This window comes from Sphingobium phenoxybenzoativorans, assembly GCF_001757355.1.
Lineage (GTDB): Bacteria > Pseudomonadota > Alphaproteobacteria > Sphingomonadales > Sphingomonadaceae > Sphingobium > Sphingobium phenoxybenzoativorans.
Map to the genome: position 1 here is coordinate 1 of NZ_MINO01000160.1, position 2,456 is coordinate 2,456.

The 2,456-nt window shown below is 66.5% G+C and carries 3 protein-coding genes; all 3 read left to right on the forward strand.

All coding sequences use genetic code 11. The features are described 5' to 3' along the window. The first annotated feature begins 111 nt into the window (after positions 1 to 111). Complete coding sequence (gene hemH, locus BHQ40_RS24470) at positions 112 to 1,134, forward strand: ferrochelatase (RefSeq protein ID WP_070158281.1); 1,023 nt, start codon at positions 112 to 114, stop codon at positions 1,132 to 1,134. A gap of 26 nt (positions 1,135 to 1,160) precedes the next feature. Continuing rightward, the gene (gene phbB, locus BHQ40_RS24475; RefSeq protein ID WP_070158282.1) at positions 1,161 to 1,883 is read left to right on the forward strand and encodes an acetoacetyl-CoA reductase; all 723 of its coding nucleotides are present in this window, start codon (positions 1,161 to 1,163) and stop codon (positions 1,881 to 1,883) included. A gap of 55 nt (positions 1,884 to 1,938) precedes the next feature. Continuing rightward, on the forward strand, positions 1,939 to 2,456 hold a 518-nt coding region (locus BHQ40_RS24480), incomplete at its 3' end, for an HpcH/HpaI aldolase/citrate lyase family protein (protein ID WP_253183468.1).

A 2,456-nucleotide genomic window follows, 5' to 3' on the forward strand; every position in this document is an offset into this window, starting at 1 on the left:
GGCGGGCGGCGTTGGCGAGATTGGCGTGCCGCCGGTCGCCCCTGCCATCGCCAATGCGCTGTTCACGGTGACGGGCGCGCGGTTCCGCACGCTGCCGCTGGTGGCGCCGGCATGACGGCGGGATCGGCGCCGCCCCGCGACCATCCCGATGTCCTGCCGCGCCGCATTGGCGTGCTGATCGTCAATCTGGGCACGCCGGATGCGCCGGACGCCAGATCGGTGAAGCGCTATCTCAAGCAATTTCTGTCCGACCGGCGCGTGGTGGAAATTCCGCCGATCATCTGGCAGCCGATCCTGCGCGGCGTCATCCTGACCACCCGGCCGAAAAAATCCGCCCATGCCTATGCCAAGGTGTGGACGGAGCGCGGGTCGCCGCTGGCCTTCCACACCGGCGACACGGCGGAAGCGCTGAAGGCGGCTTTCGGGCCGGACGTGCTGGTCGACTGGGCGATGCGCTATGGCAATCCGTCCATCCCCTCCCGTCTGGCGGCGATGAAGGCGGCCGGGTGCGACCGCATCCTGATCGCGCCGCTCTATCCCCAATATAGCGCGGCGACGACGGCGACCGCCAATGACGCCGTGTTCCGGGCGTTGGGGGATATGCGCTGGCAACCGGCGGTGCGGACATTGCCGCCCTATCATGACGACCCCGCCTATATCGCGGCGCTGAAGGCGTCAGCGGAGCGGCATGTGGCGGCGCTGGATTTCGCGCCGGACGTGCTGCTCGCCAGCTTCCACGGCATGCCGGAGCGGACGCTGCATCTGGGCGACCCCTATCATTGCCAGGCGCAAAAGACGGTGCGGCTGCTGTCCGAAGCAATGGGGCGGGAGGTCGCGATCAGCTTCCAGTCGCGCTTCGGCCGCGCGAAATGGCTGGAGCCGGCGACCGATACGACGCTGGCGCGGATGGCGTCGGAAGGTGTCCGTTCCGTTGCTGTGATGATGCCCGGCTTTTCCGCCGACTGTCTGGAAACGCTGGAGGAGATCGCGCTGCAGGGGGCGGAGACATTCCACGTAAATGGCGGCAAAAATTTCGCCTGCATCCCCTGTCTTAACGCGGATTCCGAGGCTATCACCTTGTACGAGAGTCTGATTTCGCGGGAACTGCAAGGGTGGTTGAACGTCACCCCATAGGACCCATCCAAGGAGAGGAAAAGCGCATGAGCAGAGTAGCGGTCGTGACCGGCGGAAGCCGCGGCATCGGGGAAGCAATCAGCGTTGCGCTCAAGGAGCTGGGCTACAAGGTTGCGGCCAATTATGGCGGCAATGACGAGAAGGCGAAGGCCTTTTCCGAGGAGACGGGCATCCCGGTCTATAAATGGGATGTGGGCGATCATCAGGCATGCCTTGACGGCTGCGCGCAGATCGCGGCCGACATCGGCCCCGTCGATATCGTCGTCAACAACGCCGGCATCACCCGCGACGGCATATTGCTCAAGATGAGCTTCGACGACTGGAACGAAGTGATGCGCGTCAATCTGGGCGGCTGCTTCAACATGGCGAAGGCCTGCTTCCCCAGCATGAAGGAGCGCGGCTGGGGCCGGATCGTCAATATCGGGTCGGTGAACGGTCAGGCCGGGCAATATGGCCAGGTGAATTATGCCGCCGCCAAGTCCGGCATTCACGGCTTCACCAAGGCGCTGGCGCAGGAAGGCGCGCGGTTCGGCATTACCGTCAACGCGCTGGCCCCCGGTTATATCGACACCGACATGGTGGCCGCCGTGCCGCCGCCGGTGCTGGAGAAGATCGTCGCCAAGGTGCCGGTCGGCCGGCTGGGCAAGGCAGAGGAAATCGCGCGCGGCGTCGCCTTCCTCGTCAGCGAGGATGCGGGTTTCGTGACTGGCTCCACCCTGTCGCTGAACGGCGGCCAGCACATGTATTGAGCCGCAGGTGTCAGTGGCTGTGCCAGTGGTTCGCCCGTCGCGCCTGCGCTCCTTGATGTTCGTGCCGGGCGACCGGCCCGAACGCATGCGCAAGGCGCTCAACAGCGGCGCGGATGCGCTGATCCTGGACCTGGAGGATTCGGTCGCGCTGTCCGCGAAGGAAGGCGCGCGCGCCGAAGTCGCCGCATTCCTGGCGGAAGCCGGGCGGGATGTCGCGCTGTTCGTGCGGATCAATCCGCTGGACGGCGGGCTGGCCGATGCCGATCTCGACGCCGTGCTGGGCGCGCGGCCCACCGGCGTCGTGCTGCCCAAGGCCGAAGGCGCGGCGTCGATGGCCGATCTGGACCGGCGGATGCGCGAAAGGGGGGATGAGGACGGCCTGATCCTGCCGATCGCGACCGAAACGCCGCGGGCGATATTCCATCTGGGCGAATATGCCGGGTCGGGGGCGCGGCTGATCGGCGTCACATGGGGGGCGGAGGACCTGCCCGCCGCGATCGGCGCGCTGTCCGCCCGGCATGAGGATGGCAGCTATACGCCGCCCTACGAAATCGCCCGGTCGCTGACGCTGTT

Coding starts and splice junctions, on each gene's coding strand:
- hemH (WP_070158281.1), top strand. CDS start 112: ATGACGGCGGGATCGGCGCCGCCCCGCGACCATCCCGATGTCCTGCCG.
- phbB (WP_070158282.1), top strand. CDS start 1,161: ATGAGCAGAGTAGCGGTCGTGACCGGCGGAAGCCGCGGCATCGGGGAA.